Here is a 17,376-nt window from a genome sequence, read left to right on the forward strand (position 1 = left end):
AGAACTTGCATACAGGAGCAAATACCTTGCCGGGGGTTACAACAACCAACCTGAGAAGACCCTGGAGGTATTTGTGGAAGACCCTCCGGGAAGCGGACAATGTGTATATAAAAGCGGAGATCTTGGACGGAGGCTGCCTGACGGAAGGCTTGAGTACCTTGGTAGAAGGGATTTTCAAGTAAAGATAAGGGGATACAGGATAGAATTGAGCGAAATTGAAGCCCAGTTGCAAAAGTATGATCTGGTAAAGGAAGCTGTTGTTGTAAACAAAGAAAATGCTAAAAACAACAGGTATCTCTGTGCATATGTTGTATCGGATGAAAAGCTTGAAATATCCGTATTGAGGAAGAGTCTGGCTAAGGAACTGCCTGAATATATGGTTCCTTCATATATAGTACAGATTGAAAAAATCCCTCTGACTCCTAATGGAAAGATAGACAGGGAGGCTCTTCCGGAGCCTGCAGCCAATATAAACACGGGTACTGAATACCAAGCTCCAACAAACCGGGCAGAGGAAGTGCTTGCAGGAATATGGCAGGAAGTGCTCGATGTGGAGAGGGTAGGAATAAACGATGATTTCTTTGAATTGGGGGGGAACTCCCTCAGCGCTATAAAAATGATAGCAAAATCAGGTGAATATGGGTTATCGATATCACTTTCTCAGGTGTTTAAATACAGGACAATTGCGGAGCTGTTTAGCAATATCGACTCAAAATCCATCGGTTTGGCAGATGCGCAGAATGGCAAAGATTTGGGTTTTTCAGATGACTGCAACAACTATAAAGACAAGCCGGGTTATAGAAAACACAACCGGGATTTTGAAGTGAATGTTCAATATCCATATTATTACCCTTGTATCTTAGGGGTTGTGATGGAAAAAATCAAATATGAACACGACTTTAAAATTGATGCAAGCTTTCTGCCTGTTGCACAAGGTATAAACCTGATAGGGTATATACACTTTGATGAATACCCGGACAGAATACAGTACATGGATAATTTTTACAGTAGTGTATTAGGCGATGCAGCATTTGATTTTAACAGCTTAGTCGAACTAAAGCTAAAATGGTTTGAGCACTTTGAGGATGGGGTAGAATACTGCACTGAGCACCTGGCTAACAATGAACTGGTAATAGTAGGCGGCACTACATATTACCTGAAATACTCACATGACTACTTGATCGGTGAGGAGGAATGGGCCAGAAGGATAAACAGTAATGAACAAAATCTTATCCGCAGTGATCCGGAAGAGATGGGACTGGCTCACACCTTTTTGTTGGTAGATATAACAGAGAAGGGTTATATCGTTTACGATACCAGTTTCAACTACTTTGGAGAGATATCCAAAGACGACTTCAAAAAGGCATTTGCAGGGTTGAAGTATATGGAGTGCCTTAACGGGAGCAAAGCGCAAAAAACCAATTTGCCTCACCAAATATTTGAAGTAGAGGTTAAAAGCAGTGAATTGGATATAAAAAAAATTGGATTGGAAATTCTCAGGCAGTGCATATACGGTTATACAACAGATAAGAGAGAACACACAAACATGTATCTTCCTGGTGGGATTCCGACTCCTGTAACAATCTCTATAGGTGTGGAAGCGTTAATAGAAATTGCATATATGTTAGAAGGCGTCAAGCAAAAAAATGAATGTGAAAGAAGATTTGCAGACTTAAAGGTATTTCTGGGCGGAATATTTGGACAGTGGAAGGCCAGATACGCCTTGTTCCTGGATTTCCTAAGGGATCTGAGCAAATACCATCACCTCCCAGACGGAATATTGGAAGGGTTTGAAGAAGTTGTACAGGCCTATTCCACTCTGGACATGCAGGCTGGTTTACTTGAAAAGGATAGTATTGTGCAATTTGTTGAAATTGCGATAGAACAACTGTATACCACATGTGAGAGGCAGAAAATGCTCTTTTCAGCCTTGGATAAGAGTATTAACAAATTTTGCAGTGACTCTTAATATTTGTGAGATTTTTCTCAATGGGCACTAAAAACTGACATAAATCATGGCTTGGAAGATTTGAAAGATTCTTTCAAGCCTTCTTTTTTTAGTAGGATAAAGCAAGAAGCATGAATATACAATGTTAATGGGTAAGCTAGGGGAAGTCGATATTTGTGTTTATGTAAAGTTGAAAAATTCAGATGAGGTTTTTCACAGGTATAGCAGCGAGGATATATGCACAATATATTATTGGATGTTATGGGTACTTGAAAGAAAGTATGCTGGGAAAAAACCAAAAAGCTGTAAAAAAGGTACATAGTTTTTATATTTCATGTATAGTTGCTGGAAGAAAGTGCAAAAGATCATTACAAACTAAATGCGGAAACTGTAAAAGGAGGCTTAGCAGATGAAAAAACTGTCGTTTGAATATGGTCACGGATTAATGGAGGCAAACCTCCCGGACAATACTGATGTATTTATTCCCGGGGAGACTGTACAGGATCCTCCATACCTTCAGAATCCGGAAGAAGAGACAAGGAAGGCAATACTTAATCCTATAGGAATGCCTCCAATATCCGAGCTTGCAAAAAAAGGCATGAAAGTAACAATAATATTTCCTGACAAGGTAAAGGGTGGATTCCAGGAGACCTCCCATAGAAAAATTTCAATACCTATTATAGTTGAAGAGCTTCTAAAGGCAGGAATAGAAAAGAAGGATATTAAGTTAATATGCAGTAACGGTCTTCATAGGAAGAATACAAAAGAAGAGATAAGATCACTTCTTGGAGAAAAGGTGTTTAATGAATTCTGGTATGCAAACCAGATAGTGAACCATGATAGTGAAGATTGGGATAACCTTGTAGATTTGGGTTATGATGAATTGGGTGATAGAGTCATAATGAACAAAGAGGCATATGAATCTGACCTTTCCATCATGATAGGACATACTCTTGGAAACCCGTATGGAGGATATTCCGGGGGCTACAAGCACTGTACGACAGGCATAACGCACTGGAAGAGTATAGGCTCACACCATGTGCCTCATGTAATGCACCGTGAGGATTTTACTCCTGTAAGTAACCAAAGCTTGATGAGAAGTAAATTTGACGCTATAGGCCAGCATATGGAAAAAAGCATGGGTAAAAAATTCTTTACCGTAGATGCTGTACTTGATACAAGTGCAAGACAAATCGCAGTATTTGCGGGATATGCAAAGGAAATACAACCATTATCGTGGGATATAGCAAATAAAAGAACATATGTAAAGTGGGCGGACAAAAAGTATGATATTATGGTGTTTGGAATGCCCCAGGCATTTCACTATGGAAATGGTATGGGAACAAACCCCATACTTATGCTCCAGGCAATATCTGCACAGATAATCAGGCATAAAAGGATTTTGAAGGACAATTGTGTTGTAATATGCTCATCCATATGCAACGGCTATTTCCATGATGAGGAGTTTCCTGCATACAGGGATGTGTATGGACTTTTCCAGAGTGATTATAATAATATACTTCCTGATATCGAAAAATTTGGGGAGTACTTAAGCACAAGGAAAGAGTATATAGATAAGTACCGCTTTAACTATGGATATCATCCATTTCATGCATTCTCAATGATTTCCTGTGGACATATAGCAGAAATAAATTGTTCCGCCATCTACATAGTAGGTGCACAGGAGCCAGGGTATGCAAGGGGAATGGGAATGAAAACAAGGGCAAACTTTGAGGAGGCTTTAAGGGATGCAAGGAAGTTTGTAGGAGACAGTCCAAATATACTTGCCCTTCCTAAGGCGTTTAAAACTGCTGCTGTTCATCTCTGCATGAAAGAGTAAGTAAACTGAATTTTAAAATGTCCTCATTTTATTTGTCTTAATATGATAAACTCCCCATAGTTACTGCATTATGGAGAGTTTTATCATATAGAAGGGATTTGTTAATAATAATTAATTATAGTGCATTTTTTGCGGGTTACCTATATTTTAAACTGCTGCACCATGCAGTTAAGCTTTTCGGCAAGCTCAGCCTGGCTTTGTGCTGCCTTTGCAACCTCATGTATTGCTACGGATACTTCATTGACACTGGTTGTTATTTCCTCAGAACTTGAAGCGGATTCCTGTGCAGTTGCGGATACATTTTGAATTGCTAAGTTTACCTGTTCAATTACATGAGATACAGATTTTGCAGCAGCATTGATTTCCTCCGACATACTGTTCACAAAAGCAGCATCTTTTTCATATTGGTCGCCGGTTTCAACCAGCAGAACATAGTCCGGTTTCACGTTGCCTTCTATAAAGCCCAGTACTTCATTTGCATTATGGGATAAGTTATCAAATGCAAATTGGATTTGTGTCACTAAAGATTGAATATCGGTTACTGTTTGTGCTGACTGTTCTGCAAGTTTTCTGACCTCTTCTGCAACTACGGCAAATCCTTTGCCTTGCTCACCGGCACGAGCGGCTTCGATTGCTGCATTCAGTGCAAGGAGGTTGGTCTGGGATGCGATATTTGCGATAGTATTTGCCATAACTTTAACATCTGCTACTACTCTGCCATCAGCAATGGCTTTGACTATCCTTGCATTTTTATCCTCATAAATTGCTGTTGCTGCTTCCATTGAATTATGTCCTCTGCTTTTAATCTCAAGTGCACGCCTTTGAATTTCAGCAGAAGAATTACTGGTCTCATCAGCTTTGTTCGAAAGCTCGATAGAAGTAGATCCTATCTCTTCAGCTGACGCACTGATTTCTTCTGTAGATGCACTTAATTCCTGCACCCCCCTTGAGATTTGACTGATAGAGTCATTGACAGATTTCATCTTAGACGAGATCTCTTCAGTAGTAGCTGACAATTCTTCGCTTGTGGCACTTAAGTCACTGGAGCTGTAAACTATCTCGGAGATTAGCGTCCTTATACTCTCTCCCGCATTATTTAGTGCTTTTCCAAGTTTGCCTATTTCATCCTCTGAATCTATATGTATTGTGTGCGTCAGATCGCCTCTTCCGATAGCCTCTGCAAAAGCAAGAACCCGCTTTAACTGTTTTGATATAGCAATTGATATGAATAATCCAAGCAGAATTGCCACGATAAATCCAATGATGACTATAATAACCGTAAAAACGAAAGAATTAATGTATACCGATTTATTACGCTGATAAGAATCCTGTGCGTCCTTTAAATTATTATCTATGAACTTATCAGTTATTTTGAACATGCTATCCATGGTTTCAAATGCATCCGGGACTAGTGTTTCAGCAATTTCGTACGAACTACTGCTTGCCAGTTTTACAATATCAATGTGGGTTCGTTTATAAAATGCCAGAAGTTTCTTAAACTGCTTGAACTGTTCAAGTTCCTGAGCAGTTGTTATAGTTTTTTCATACTCTTCCACAAGTTTATCATTTTCGGTGATCAATAACTTAAGGTCTTTTTCTATATTGCCTATTCTGTCCCTGTTCTGCTGGCGGAGCGCAATCAATATTTTTGAGTTTATTACTAAAAGATTTTCCTTTACTTCTCTGAGTCTATTTACATTTGTTAGATTTTGCTGATACATTTTTTCGGCATTGTCATTAATCTTATGCATATTGGATATTCCAATAACTCCTACTACACCAATAAGCAATGCAACAATGCTGAAGCACGATATTAATTTTCCAGCCATCCCAATGTTTTTAAACCACTTCATAAATAACCTCCATTTGTATAGGGTTTCTTAAAGCTACATGAATATTGACTGTGATATTTGACATAGGACTGCAAAGTTTGAAATGAGTCAATCAAAAAGGAAACATGTATCAATTCCAAAATAACGTATTTGTAAAGTTTAGTGCAATGTAGTTTTATGTAAACTGTATTTATAGAGACAGGTAATTAATTTTCTATGATTTCATTTGATATAGGACTGGAATGTTTGAAGTGAGTAACAAAAATCGATACATGTATCAATTACATAATAACAAATTTGCATTGGCTAGTAAACAGTTATTTCTTTTATGTTAACAATTATTATTAGGTCTGATAATAGTACTCTTATGCAATTTAGCTTGTTGAGCGGTATTGTATGGAATGAATATACCATATATTACTAGATATGACAGTCTGTTGACTTAAAAAAATTATAAAATATCCATCTACATATACTTTAAATTAATCAGTAAGCTAAAGAAAAGGGAAATTATATGCAACTAATGTTAACATAAATAAATAATGAAAAACGAAAATACATAATGTTTTATGAGTGACAATAGAGGTGCTGTAGCGGATGACTTGCTGAGAAAAAAACTGCTCAAACACGCTGAAATTGGTTTTTGACTGCTAGACAAATAATAATTATTACTACAGTTAGAGGGGGTGGTTAAAAATATATCAAAGTTGACATAATAATTATATAGCATTATACTGGAATCATACTGGTAGTATACATAATACCAGTACAGAACCAATGACAACATCAGTATACGCGAAGTATCAGGTTACATATAAGATATAAAATTGGATTAATGTTATCAAACACTGGGGGGGTTAAAGGATGAAAAAAAGGAAAAAAGTCCTGTTTTTAGGGCTTGATGCTGCCATGCCTGATCTTGTGAAAAAATTTGTAAATGAGGGCAACATGCCAAACACAGCAAAGCTAATGGAGCAAGGTGTATTTTCCAGACTGGAAACAGTTTTCCCGCCTCTTACTGCGGCGGCATGGACTGCTATCGTAAGTGGTGCGGGATCAGGGACAAACGGCGTACCAAGTTTAATGGTAAAGCACTCCGGAGAGGAGCTGGACCACTGGCATACTTCCTTTGACAGAAATGAAGTACTTTGTGAAACACTTTGGGATGTTGGAAATCGCAGTGGTTTAAAATCAGCATTAATTAATTGGCCTGTTACATTCCCACTGGGAGGAATTGATGAAAGCCAGGGGGTACAGTTGGCAGGGTCTTTGAATCCACCTTTCAGATATTTCTACATGCCCCTCTGGGATGTAGCGTCAAGCAGTGTCTTCTCTGATAGGCTGCTTAATTGTAATCAAATCCCTGGAAGAGCAGTACAAATCAAAACAAAACCGGCAGAGGGATGGACTAACCTCCCGAATAGTTTCAAGCCTGTACTGGAATTTGAAATTACAGTTCCTCCTACATACATAGAAGGTTACAAAATGCAGGTTGCAATGTATGCATCTACTGCAGAAGGATATGACAGAGTTTTAATATCGGAAACGAAGGATGCAGGCAAAGCTGTTACTGATATCACCTTAGGTGACTATGGCCCCTGGATCGTAAAGAACTTTAAAGCCAGAGACAAACAAAGAGACGGTTGCTTCCGGTTCCAGCTTTTTGAACTTTCCAAAGACGGCAAACATTTCAAACTGTATCAATCTGCAATAAATACAGCAGAAAATTACTCTGTACCAGCTAGCTTGACGGAAGAAGTCAAAAAGGTTGCTGGGACTTACATGGAAGTTGATGATCCCTGGGCGTTTATGGACGGATGGATGCCTGCGGAGCTTTATATAGAGCAGCTTGGACTTCATGCCAACTGGTGGGGCAATGCTACAAGACATGTACTTGCAAACAATGAATGGGATATGGGTTTTTCGTGGGTAGGAACTATCGACCATATAGAACACGTACTTTACTCCGGTATAGTGCCGGAAGCAAGGGTGTATGATCCAAGCAAGGCAGATTGGTGTATGGATCAGATAAGAACGGTTTACAAACAAGTAGATGACAACATCGGCAAGATACTTGAGGCTGTAAATCTGGAAGAAACCATAGTGATTTTGATATCTGACCACGGTATGACTCATCTTGACTGGAGCCCTTATGTAAAAGAACATCTTTCCAGAAACGGATTACTAAATTATGTACTGGATCTGACACATGACAACCCGGGTAATTTGAGTATCAAATGGGAAAAGACCAAATGTCATCCTCTGGAGCCGTGTCATGCTCATATTTTTATTAACTTAAAGGGAAGAGACCCGCAGGGGATTGTCGATCCAAAGGATTATAAAAAGGTACAAGGAGAAATAATCAAAGCCTTATTGGATATGAAAAACCCGGAAACAGGAGAAAGCGTTGTTGCCTTGGCGCTCAAAAAGGAAGAGGCAGGTACACTGGGTATTCAGGAGGGTCCAGGCTACGACAGAGTCGGAGATGTGGTATATGCCTGGAAGCCAGGATATATGTCACACCCATTCGTTTACAGAACAGCCGTCAAATATAGGGATGGATCTGAAAGGATTATTGTAAATCCGGAGCTATATGAACCGGCAGTTTTATGCAGGAACTTTACTGGTGTCCATCTTGCATTACCTTCCTTGCATGACATGCATGCATTAATGATTATGGCAGGTCCTGGTATAGCAAAGTATGAACGGAAATATGCTGCAAAAATTATTGATGTAGCGCCAACGATTTCCAAAATATTAGGAATGGATGTTCCGAAAGATGCAGAAGGTGGGGTGCTATATGATATCATCGACAGAATTGAAGAATAATATAGGAACAATAGGACTTGCCGGTGTAGGAACAATGGGAAAATGCATGCTGGACCGTTTGATTGCAAATGGTTTCAATGTTGCGGCTTACGACCCTTTTCCGGCAGCTCGTGACTATGCAAATGGAAAGGGAGCTGTAGTTTTAGGAAGTCCGGCAGAGCTTGCAAAGGCGGCAAAGCTGATTATTATGTCGTTACCCGCACCAAAGCAGGTTTTTGATGTAATCGGTGGAGAAAATGGACTGTTAGACGCATTGACAGAAGAACATGTAGTAGTCGATACAAGCACAGTAAGCCCTCAAACTTCGCAAAAGGGTGCGGAAATGGTATCGGCTAAGGGAGCAAGCTATGTAGATGCTCCTATTCTGGGAAGACCAAGTGCAGCAGGAAATTGGCTGCTTCCCTCCGGGGGTACTGAAAAGGCAATTGAATTTGCCCAGCCTGCCTTATTGACATTTGCCAAAAAAGTGGTCAGAGTTGGCGAAAACGGTTCAGGTAATGTAGTAAAATTGCTAAATCAGTTAATGTTCTCAGTTATTAATTGTGTAAGCACTGAGATTATGGCGTTAACAGAGGTGGTAGGAATTGACAAGAAAGTATTCTACGACGTAGTAGCAAACAGTGATGCTGCAACTGTCAGCGGATTGTTTAAAGAAACCGCAAGAAGAATCGTCTCAGAAGAATATGATAACCCAACCTTTACTGTAGAGTTGTTATGCAAGGATGCAGCCCTTGGCATACAGATGACCAAAGATGCTGGAGTAACACCGTTGATAGCGGGGTTTGTGCAGATTATTAATGAAAACGCAAAAGGAAAAGGTCTTGCGAAGCAAGATACCAGCGCAATTACTAAAATATTTGAAGAGCATTTTTCCAAACTTGATTAGTAGTATAGTTTTTACCCTCCTTATTTATGTTCTGATATTTATTGATAACACAAGAAAGTTGATTCTTTTCCTACTTTATGAAAGGTCTCTATTCAAATGGGAATCCTGAAGCAAAAAGACACTCTGGGGGACTGACGGATAGCCGACGCAGAGTACATTAATTGCTCTATGCCTTATCCTGATTTATTGTGGATAAATTGGTATATCTGATGAATTATGTCTAACCGTACTATACCCATTTTCATCACTTTATATGGCACAAAGCTGCTATTCACTAAAAGCTGAAGTGAAATGGGGGTTGACATTGTTTTTTCTTCTGGAGTGTACTTTGGGCTTCATGTTCTATAACTACGCATGTAAATGCGTAAAAAAAAAGAGAGAGGAATGGTAAAATGAAAAAAATGGCAAGGTCAGTAGCAATTCTATTATGTATGCTGTTGGTTGTCGGAATGTTTGCTGCTTGTGGTAAAACCTCAGATTCAGCGTCTAATACAGCCACAGCATCCAGTACCGCCCCGGCAGATAGCGCTGCAAAAGATGGAAAAACAACTTTTGGTCTGGCTCCTTTTAATGAAAAGCAGGTACTACGTATCGGTTTCTTCACCGGATCTCCGCTATCCTATCCTTTCTTATTTGCGGATAAATTGGGCTATTTTAAAGAACTCAACATTGAAGTCCAGTATGTACCGTTTACAAACGGTCCCGCCATGTTGGAGGCAAACACCGAATGGGATATCGGCAGCATGGGTCTTGGGGGCCTAGCAACCGGACTGAAAAAAGGATTTAAAATTATCGACATAACTGATTATGAAGAAAACCTTGCTTTGTTTGCACGTAAAGACAGTCCTCTCGCAAAGGATCCTTCAAAAGCTGAGAACTGGAAAGGTACAACTTGGATTTATCCAGCTGGAACAACTGCTCAGGCAACACTTGTTACAGCACTTCAAAAAGTCGGATTATCCCTGAGTGATGTAAAATCTGTAAACATGGATGTAGCCAATGCCCTTACAGGATTCAAAGGCGGCACAGGTGATGGGCTTGGGGTTTGGAATGCCATAGCATTTAATGCTGAAGATGCAGGTTTTGTAAGAGTCAGTGATGCGGGAAAACTTGGGTTTAAAGCTCCTTGCGGTACAGTTGCAAATGAGCAGACACTCCAGGAGAAAAAAGAGCTGATTCAAACAGCTGTTGCATTATTCCACTTTGCAGCAGAGTGGATTAATAAGAGTGATGAAAACAAGAAACAGGCAGCTGATTGGTACCTTGAAAACTGTATAGACGAAGGTCTTAAAGTTGACCAAAGTATAGCAACACGTGTCATAGATTGGTACAGAGGCCCTTCAATGGCTGAATATATCAAACTTTACACAGATAAATCAGCTGATGATGCAAAACTCTTTACAAAAAGGGATTTGATCCAGGCTGAAAAGGATATCCTCATAGGATTCGACTTCTTCGTTTCCCAGGGCAAATATACTAATGATGACCGTACTAAATTCCTTGAGGGCAATCAAGTTGATCCATCCGTTGCTATGGGTGTAAAAGAGATGCTTGACAAGCAAGGAATAAAATACTAAACAGTACAAGATGAATGATCTCCCCTGCCTGCGGGGCAGGGGAGTATAATTTCTCTTCAGAAAGCGGGGAATTATGAGGTGAGCCAAAATATGAACTCTAAACCTCTAAGTAATAGCGAACGGGTGGCAATGATACAAAATCAGAGAAAGAGAAACCAATATCAGAATGCATTGCTTTCGCTCATAGGAATTCTAGGATTCCTGATTTTATGGCAAGTGGTATGTATGTTTAAAATAGTTGATAGCAAATATCTCTCTGCTCCGGTTCAGATTTTCAATCTTTTTATAACGAAGCTTGGCAATCCTGATCCAGATGGAGCGGTTATCGGAGTCAATGTTTTATCAAGCCTTACGGTTGCACTGTCGGGTTTTGGCCTAGCGATTGTAATCGGAATTCCGCTGGGACTTTTTATGGGCTGGTACAAAGGATTTGACAGTTTTATGAGGCCTCTGTTTGAAATAGTAAGGCCTATACCGCCCGTATCATGGATTCCGCTCACAATAGTCTGGCTCGGAATAGGTCTTCAAGCAAAAGCATTGATTGTATTCTTTGCAGCATTTGTACCGTGCCTTATTAATTCGTATACCGGCATCAGACAGACAAGTGAAGTTTTGAAAAACGTTGCTAAGACATGTGGTGCCTCAAATTTTACAATATTCTGGAAAGTTGGTATACCTTCATCGATGACCATGGCATTTGCCGGAGTAAAGGTTGCCATAGGTAATGCATGGGCAACTCTGGTTGCAGCAGAAATGCTTGCTGCTTCAAGCGGGCTGGGATATATGATTCTCATGGGTAGGCAGTTTGGACGGGTAGACCTGGTTATACTGGGAATTGTGGTTATTGGAGCAATAGGAATAATAATTACGGCATTGATAGGTATGCTAGAAAACAAAGTATTGGGGTGGAAGAAGCTATGAGCAGAGACAAAACTGCAGTAATGAGTGTGGCAGAGAAAAAAGCCTATTACCTTAGCCGACTCTATATGATATTACCCGTTGTTTCTATTTTTCTATTAATTCTATTATGGACAACCACAGCAGGTAAATCGGACTTTCCTTCTCCTAAGGAGACTTGGGACAGGCTTATGCAATTGTTTGAGCAGCCGATTAAGGGCAAAAATATCTTCGGCCATGTATGGGCAAGCTTGATAAGGGTGTTTGTCGCCTTGGGGTTTGACTGGACATTTGGTATTGCCTTTGGTATTCTTATTGGCTGGAACAAAAAGGCTAAAGCTATACTCACGCCATTGTTCAATGCTTTCAGGGCAGTTCCACCCCTTGCGTGGATTCCGCTTATTACAATCTGGTTCGGGATAGGAGAGTTTCCCAAGATTCTGATTGTTATCTTTGGTTCACTTGCATCTATAGTTGTAAATACCCAGGCAGGTATGAGTAATGTAGAAAAGCTTTATCTTGATGTAGGAACTATCTTTAATGCAAATGCAAGGCAGAAATTGTTCCAGATTGCTATTCCATCTGCGCTTGACGCTATTTTTGCAGGTATAAGGACATCTACAAGTGCTGCCTGGATGGTTGTGTTGGCTGCTGAAATGCTGGGTGCGAAGTCAGGCGTCGGATTCCTCATTACAAGAGGTATGGACTCAATGGACCTGCCACTTGTGCTTATGTCGATGATTGCGATAGGGATAGTCGGTGCATTGCTTTCAATTGTTACACAAATTGCAGAAAGGTTGATATGCCCATGGACGAGAAAAAGATCAAACTAAGACTTGAAAATATATCTCAAAGCTATGTTGTTAATAATGAAGTGCGTGATGCCGTGTCAAACGTTTCATTAGATGTCTATGATAATGAATTTCTGGTTATTCTTGGCCCGGGCCATTGTGGCAAAAGTGTATTGCTTAACATTATAGGCGGCTTGGAAACACCGGTGGAAGGAAGCAAATACCTTGATGGTGAAAAGTTAATAGGAAATGATAAGCGTATTGGCATGGTATTCCAGAAACTGGCGCTTATGCCGTGGAAAACTGTTATGGGAAATGTAGAGTTTGGGCCACAGCTTGCCGGTGTTGACAAAGCAACCAGAAGGAAAACGGCACAGAAATATATTGACCTTGTGGGACTTACCGGTTTTGAAAAAGCCTATCCCAATCAATTATCAGGCGGCATGAAGCAGAGGGTTGGTATTGCCAGGGCTTATACAAATAATCCGGAAATTCTACTGATGGATGAACCCTTCGGGCAATTAGATGCCCAAACACGTTATGCCATGCAGGAAGAAATTCAGAGAGTATGGCAACAGGAGAAGAGGACCATCGTATTTGTAACAAATAATATTGAAGAGGCAGTGTATCTTGGTGACAGGATTATATTGCTCAGTAAATGCCCTGCAACAGTAAAACAAATTTACGATATAAGCTTGCCTAGACCTCGAAATACCATAGATCCTGAATTCTTGAGGATTCGTAAGGAAGTATCAGAAAATACGGATCTTGCATTATAGCGCTAGAAGGAGGAGATTATAATGAATGAAATTAAACAGGAATTTAAGGTTGAGGTCAAAAATCTGACTAAATATTTTGGTGATTTACATGTGTTGGATAATATTTCTTTTAATATTAAAAAGGGTGAGTTTGTCTGTGTTGTAGGACCGACCGGATGTGGAAAGACAACATTTCTGAATCTGCTTACCAGAATCTACATGCCGACAAAAGGGGATTTATACATCGAGGGTAAGCCCGCAGATCCTAAGAAGCACAATCTGGCTTTTGTATTCCAGGAGCCTTCATCTGCCCCGTGGCTGACCGTAGAACAAAATCTCCGGTTTGGGCTTGAAATCAAAAAACTGGATAAGAAAGAAATTGATGATAGAGTAAACCACATTATTTCATTATTAGGCTTGGAAAAATTCAGGGACTCATACCCTCACCAGTTGTCTGTTAGTACAGCACAGAGAATTATTATCGGAAGAGCCTTTGCTATGAATCCGGACCTTCTGCTTATGGATGAACCCTATGGGCAGATGGATGTAAAGTTGAGATTCTATCTGGAGGACGAAGTCATCCGGCTGTGGAAGAAGCTAGGCAGTACGGTTGTATTTATTACACATAATATTGAAGAAGCTGTTTATTTGGCTGAAAGAATCCTGATCCTGTCAAATAAACCAACTACCATTAAAGAGGAAGTCATAGTTGATTTGCCGAGGCCCAGGGATGTTGTTTCTCCCGAGTTTGTAAAGATTAGAAAGCATGTAACAGAACAAATAAAGTGGTGGTAAATAACGTGCATTTATAAGCAAGTTTATAGGAAAAATTTTTAATGAAAGTCTTTCGAGAGGCGAATGCATATGATTTTTCATGGGATATCAAAGCTATTATACCTTCAGATCAGAGATGTATTGGTAGAACAGATTGAAAGTGGGAAACTGTCCCCTGGAGATGCTTTGCCGGGGGAGAGAACCATGGCGGAGATGTTTGATGTAAGTAGAGTGACAATAAGGAAATGTATCGGGAATATGGTAGAAGAAGGTTATTTGATAAGAAGCAGAGGGAAAGAAACAATTGTAGCAAGCCGTAAGGTAAGCCATCGGTTGGGCACTCTACTTGGTGTAGTTGAGGAACTTTCTGAAGCTAACAAAACTATTAAGGTAAAGGTGCTGTATAAAGGCTATGAAAAAATTACAACCGATATAAGAAATCATTTGAATACAGAAGATAATGCCCAGGTATATGCATTTTCCAGACTAATATTTTGTGACGATAAGCCGCTTGTTGTAAACTATTCCCATGTCCTTCAAGATATAGGCAAACTAGTAGAATCCCTGGACTTAGAAAGCGATAGGGTATTTCAGCACCTGGAAAACTGCGGGTATAACGTGAGCTATGCAGAACAGATGATTTCAGCGGGCATATGCAACAAAAAGGAAGCAGAACTTTTAAATTATAAGGTAGGCCAGCCTGTAATTGTAATAAAGAGAACAACATTTTTGGAAAACGGATATCCTATACTATATGAAAAATCCACTTATCGTGGGGAGGAATACCAATATAGTATAAAATTGTTGCGGAAGAGCGGGTCAGGAAATAGTCAGCGAACCAACTATGTATAGGAGGGTAAACAGTTGACCATTGCTATTCTTGTTCTGATAAATTTCTTTTCTGCATTTATACAAGCATCAAGTGGACTTGGCTATGCAATTTTTGCAATGTTTTTTATGCCTTTGGTCCTTCCTTTTCAACAATGCTCTATCATCAGTGCGGCAATCATTGTTGTTATAGGTATTCAAATGACAGTTTCTCTACGTTCTCATATTAAAATAAAAAAAATTATACTGCCTATGGCTTTTTGTATTCTGACAACCTGGGTAGGTATCTATATCATAAGAGTGATTAATGAGGATTTGATGAGAACAGTTATGGGTGTTTTTTTAATAATCCTTTCTTTTTACTTCTATATCACAAATAAATGTAAAATCAGAATAAAAGAAGGCTTTATTACCGGCATGACAATAGGCTCACTAACTGGCCTCTTAACAGGAATGTTTAATATTGTCGGGCCGCTGCTTACACTGTATTATTATGAAAACAGTGAAGATAATCTAGAGTTTAAGGCAAATATTGAATTCAGTTTCTTAATAGCAGGGATGTATTCTTTATGCTTAAACCTTCTATATGCAAGACCAGATGTGTTTTTGATAAAAGCTATTGGATTATCAGCAGCAGGAGCAATTCTAGCGGGAATAATAGGGCTTCATCTGTTCAGAAAAATCGATAAGCATAAGCTTAAGTATATTATTATTGGAGCATTGCCGATAATGGGGATTATTCTTGTCTTCAGGTAGAAAAAGATGTAAGCTGCTATTTAAATGTATCGTAGTAATCAAGAGGTTAAAGCATATGAAGAAAAACAAGGTGAGACTTTTACTTGAAATATATGTATCTTTCCTGAAGCTGGGTTGTGTAGGCTTTGGCGGGGGCTATTCGATGATTCCTCTCATTGAACGTGAGATGGTGGAAGAAAAAAAATGGGTAGATAAAGAAAAAATAATAGATATATTTGCAGTGGCTGAATCACTGCCTGGTGCAACTGCCTTAAACTCATCTGCATTTGTGGGGTATTCGATTGCGGGTATTCCTGGTGCCCTTGTTGCGCTTCTGGGAAATATGACTCCTTCGGTTGTTATTGTGTTGAGCATGTCGATACTCTTTATGCAATTCAGTACATATCCGGCGGTTAAAGCAGCTTTCAGGGGAATTTACCCTGTAATTCTGGCGCTTATCACTTACGCTGCATATAAAATCGGTAAAACAGCTATACGTGATGCAATTGGCATAATAATTGCTGTTCTTGCTTTTATAGGAGCACTGTTCTTCCATCTTGAGCCTATTCCCCTTATTATTGCCGGTGCAGCAGCAGGGATAGCCATCAGCTATGTGAAAGCATTTTTCATTGTAAAAAAAAATGCAGGGAATGGTATTAAGGGAGAATAAACATGGAACTACTTTTTAAGCTTTTTATAATGTTTGCCAAGCTATCTGCCTTTGCTTTTGGCGGAGGATACGTAATGATACCCAGCCTTATCAAGGCATCAGAAACAAATGGCTGGGCTACGGCTTCCGAACTGACGGATGTTATTGCCATTGCAGGTATGAGCCCGGGACCCGTAGCGGTAAATGCAGCTGTAGGTTATGGCTACAAGGTGGCCGGTTTTCCGGGAGCAGTGGCTTCCTTCCTTGGGATAGCTATTCCATGTGCTTTGATCGTAATCACTGTAGCTGCCTTTTTCTTCAGAGTATACAATTACCCCAAGGTGCAAGCGGCGCTTTATGGACTTCGACCTGTAATAACAGGAATCATTTTGTATGCAGCTGTCAGTCTTGCTCTAAAAAATAGCATAATAGCAGCTGCACCTGACAAGTTGATTTCTGACGGGATTAACATTACAGCATCAGGGTTTCAATTGTTTGAAGCCAAAAGTTTAGTTATTACCGCATTAACCCTTGGTATTTTGATGAAAACAAAAATACAGCCGATATTCCTGATTTTAGGCTCCGGAGTACTAGGGGTGCTTATATTCTAGCGTTTGAAATAAATATTCAGCAAAACAAGCTTTAGTGTTGGTATCAGTGATTTTGCGTTGCAAATAGTGAAGTTGTTAAGTGAAATTTCAGGCGTATTACATATTATTAAGAACAATAAAGGAGCATGGCTTTAATAAAACGTGATTTTGAGGTAATGACGCCAATATTAGAGATTGCTAACTACTTTTATAGGTGATATAGTATACAAGCTGTCTCGTGAGCGACACTATGACAAGATAAGTCGACAGAAGATTATTACAACTGGTAGAAAATTCTTGAGAAAAAGTTGTTGACATAACCAAGACAGTGTGTTAAGATGTAAATCCGCCGCGAGAAACGGCGGGATGGACTTTGAAAAGTGAACAGTGTATGAAACAACATGCAAATGTTGAAGGAACTCGAACAATAAATTTGAGTAAG

At 39.6% G+C, this 17,376-nt stretch carries 14 protein-coding genes; 13 read left to right on the forward strand and 1 reads right to left on the reverse strand.

Annotation, left to right across the window (positions count from 1 at the left end; translation table 11 throughout):
* Together N3I35_12830 and N3I35_12835 are read left to right on the forward strand one after the other, a co-directional pair.
* Window positions 1–1,969, forward strand: a 1,969-nt coding sequence (locus N3I35_12830; GenBank protein MCX8130968.1) for an AMP-binding protein, incomplete at its 5' end; no start/stop codon positions are given.
* Between the two features lie 388 nt (window positions 1,970–2,357).
* The gene (locus N3I35_12835; protein MCX8130969.1) at window positions 2,358–3,788 is read left to right on the forward strand and encodes a lactate racemase domain-containing protein; all 1,431 of its coding nucleotides are present in this window, start codon (window positions 2,358–2,360) and stop codon (window positions 3,786–3,788) included.
* Between the two features lie 140 nt (window positions 3,789–3,928).
* Here the strand turns inward: N3I35_12835 and N3I35_12840 are convergent, their stop codons facing one another.
* Window positions 3,929–5,641 carry a methyl-accepting chemotaxis protein gene (locus N3I35_12840; protein ID MCX8130970.1) on the reverse strand — a complete coding sequence of 571 codons (1,713 nt, stop codon included), beginning with the start codon at window positions 5,639–5,641 and terminating at the stop codon, window positions 3,929–3,931.
* An 843-nt stretch (window positions 5,642–6,484) separates the two neighbouring features.
* Here N3I35_12840 and N3I35_12845 point away from each other — a divergent pair.
* The 11 genes from N3I35_12845 (at window position 6,485) to N3I35_12895 (ending at window position 16,955) form a co-directional block, all read left to right on the forward strand.
* Window positions 6,485–8,449, forward strand: a complete 1,965-nt coding sequence (locus N3I35_12845; GenBank protein ID MCX8130971.1) for an alkaline phosphatase family protein — start codon at window positions 6,485–6,487, stop codon at window positions 8,447–8,449.
* Complete coding sequence (locus N3I35_12850; GenBank protein MCX8130972.1) at window positions 8,421–9,335, forward strand: NAD(P)-dependent oxidoreductase; 915 nt, start codon at window positions 8,421–8,423, stop codon at window positions 9,333–9,335. The genes N3I35_12845 and N3I35_12850 overlap by 29 nt, the downstream gene beginning before the upstream one ends.
* A gap of 392 nt (window positions 9,336–9,727) precedes the next feature.
* Entirely contained in the window at window positions 9,728–10,912 is a 1,185-nt protein-coding gene (locus N3I35_12855; protein ID MCX8130973.1) for an ABC transporter substrate-binding protein, read from the forward strand.
* A 90-nt stretch (window positions 10,913–11,002) separates the two neighbouring features.
* Window positions 11,003–11,833 carry an ABC transporter permease gene (locus N3I35_12860; protein ID MCX8130974.1) on the forward strand — a complete coding sequence of 277 codons (831 nt, stop codon included), beginning with the start codon at window positions 11,003–11,005 and terminating at the stop codon, window positions 11,831–11,833.
* Window positions 11,830–12,642: an ABC transporter permease gene (locus N3I35_12865; GenBank protein MCX8130975.1), complete on the forward strand. Its 813-nt coding sequence runs from the start codon at window positions 11,830–11,832 to the stop codon at window positions 12,640–12,642. Before N3I35_12860 ends, N3I35_12865 begins: the two co-directional genes overlap by 4 nt.
* A complete protein-coding gene (locus N3I35_12870) occupies window positions 12,618–13,379 on the forward strand; it encodes an ABC transporter ATP-binding protein (GenBank protein MCX8130976.1) in 762 nt (253 codons plus the stop codon). Before N3I35_12865 ends, N3I35_12870 begins: the two co-directional genes overlap by 25 nt.
* A gap of 21 nt (window positions 13,380–13,400) precedes the next feature.
* Complete coding sequence (locus N3I35_12875; protein MCX8130977.1) at window positions 13,401–14,153, forward strand: ABC transporter ATP-binding protein; 753 nt, start codon at window positions 13,401–13,403, stop codon at window positions 14,151–14,153.
* 69 nt (window positions 14,154–14,222) lie between these two features.
* A complete protein-coding gene (locus N3I35_12880; GenBank protein ID MCX8130978.1) occupies window positions 14,223–14,984 on the forward strand; it encodes a GntR family transcriptional regulator in 762 nt (253 codons plus the stop codon).
* Window positions 14,985–14,996: 12 nt separating this feature from the next.
* Window positions 14,997–15,716, forward strand: coding sequence for a sulfite exporter TauE/SafE family protein (locus N3I35_12885; GenBank protein MCX8130979.1), 720 nt, complete (start codon window positions 14,997–14,999; stop codon window positions 15,714–15,716).
* Between the two features lie 55 nt (window positions 15,717–15,771).
* Window positions 15,772–16,365: a chromate transporter gene (locus N3I35_12890; protein MCX8130980.1), complete on the forward strand. Its 594-nt coding sequence runs from the start codon at window positions 15,772–15,774 to the stop codon at window positions 16,363–16,365.
* 2 nt (window positions 16,366–16,367) lie between these two features.
* Entirely contained in the window at window positions 16,368–16,955 is a 588-nt protein-coding gene (locus N3I35_12895) for a chromate transporter (GenBank protein MCX8130981.1), read from the forward strand.
* Window positions 16,956–17,376: the final 421 nt, after the last annotated feature.

Source organism: Clostridia bacterium (genome assembly GCA_026414765.1).
GTDB lineage: Bacteria > Bacillota > Clostridia > Acetivibrionales > DSM-27016 > SKW86.

What these genes read in the sequence shown, in the direction of transcription:
- N3I35_12880 (MCX8130978.1), top strand. Translation starts at nt 14,223, where the DNA reads ATGATTTTTCATGGGATATCAAAGCTATTATACCTTCAGATCAGAGAT.
- N3I35_12895 (MCX8130981.1), top strand. Translation starts at nt 16,368, where the DNA reads ATGGAACTACTTTTTAAGCTTTTTATAATGTTTGCCAAGCTATCTGCC.
- N3I35_12835 (MCX8130969.1), top strand. Translation starts at nt 2,358, where the DNA reads ATGAAAAAACTGTCGTTTGAATATGGTCACGGATTAATGGAGGCAAAC.
- N3I35_12870 (MCX8130976.1), top strand. Translation starts at nt 12,618, where the DNA reads ATGGACGAGAAAAAGATCAAACTAAGACTTGAAAATATATCTCAAAGC.
- N3I35_12850 (MCX8130972.1), top strand. Translation starts at nt 8,421, where the DNA reads ATGATATCATCGACAGAATTGAAGAATAATATAGGAACAATAGGACTT.
- N3I35_12845 (MCX8130971.1), top strand. Translation starts at nt 6,485, where the DNA reads ATGAAAAAAAGGAAAAAAGTCCTGTTTTTAGGGCTTGATGCTGCCATG.
- N3I35_12890 (MCX8130980.1), top strand. Translation starts at nt 15,772, where the DNA reads ATGAAGAAAAACAAGGTGAGACTTTTACTTGAAATATATGTATCTTTC.
- N3I35_12855 (MCX8130973.1), top strand. Translation starts at nt 9,728, where the DNA reads ATGAAAAAAATGGCAAGGTCAGTAGCAATTCTATTATGTATGCTGTTG.
- N3I35_12865 (MCX8130975.1), top strand. Translation starts at nt 11,830, where the DNA reads ATGAGCAGAGACAAAACTGCAGTAATGAGTGTGGCAGAGAAAAAAGCC.
- N3I35_12840 (MCX8130970.1), bottom strand. Translation starts at nt 5,641, where the DNA reads ATGAAGTGGTTTAAAAACATTGGGATGGCTGGAAAATTAATATCGTGC.
- N3I35_12860 (MCX8130974.1), top strand. Translation starts at nt 11,003, where the DNA reads ATGAACTCTAAACCTCTAAGTAATAGCGAACGGGTGGCAATGATACAA.
- N3I35_12875 (MCX8130977.1), top strand. Translation starts at nt 13,401, where the DNA reads ATGAATGAAATTAAACAGGAATTTAAGGTTGAGGTCAAAAATCTGACT.